Source organism: Limosilactobacillus reuteri subsp. simiae, from assembly GCF_020784875.1.
Taxonomy (GTDB): Bacteria; Bacillota; Bacilli; order Lactobacillales; family Lactobacillaceae; genus Limosilactobacillus; species Limosilactobacillus reuteri_H.
The window spans coordinates 1-276 of the sequence record NZ_JAJGUI010000082.1 but is presented as its reverse complement, the minus strand read 5'-3'; the positions used below and the strand labels follow the sequence as shown (position 1 = coordinate 276).

The 276-nt window shown below is 51.4% G+C and carries 1 protein-coding gene; it reads left to right on the top strand.

The window, feature by feature from the left end:
- Nucleotides 1-17: 17 nt before the first annotated feature.
- On the top strand, nucleotides 18-276 hold a 259-nt coding region (locus LMC10_RS02100; RefSeq protein ID WP_411377832.1), incomplete at its 3' end, for a hypothetical protein.

Sequence of the window (276 nt, the reverse complement as noted above, 5' to 3'; positions counted from 1 at the left end):
CACTTACGGAGGCAGATGTGCTTTCACTTGCGCTTACTGAGGCGGAAGTTGATTCGCTCGCGCTTACCGAAGCTGATGTGCTTTCGCTGGCACTTACTGAAGCCGATGTTGATTCACTTGCACTCACTGAGGCGGATGTTGATTCACTCGCACTTACTGAGGCAGATGTGCTTTCACTTGCGCTTACTGAGGCGGAAGTTGATTCGCTCGCGCTTACCGAAGCTGATGTGCTTTCGCTTGCACTTACTGAAGCCGATGTTGATTCACTGGCGCTTA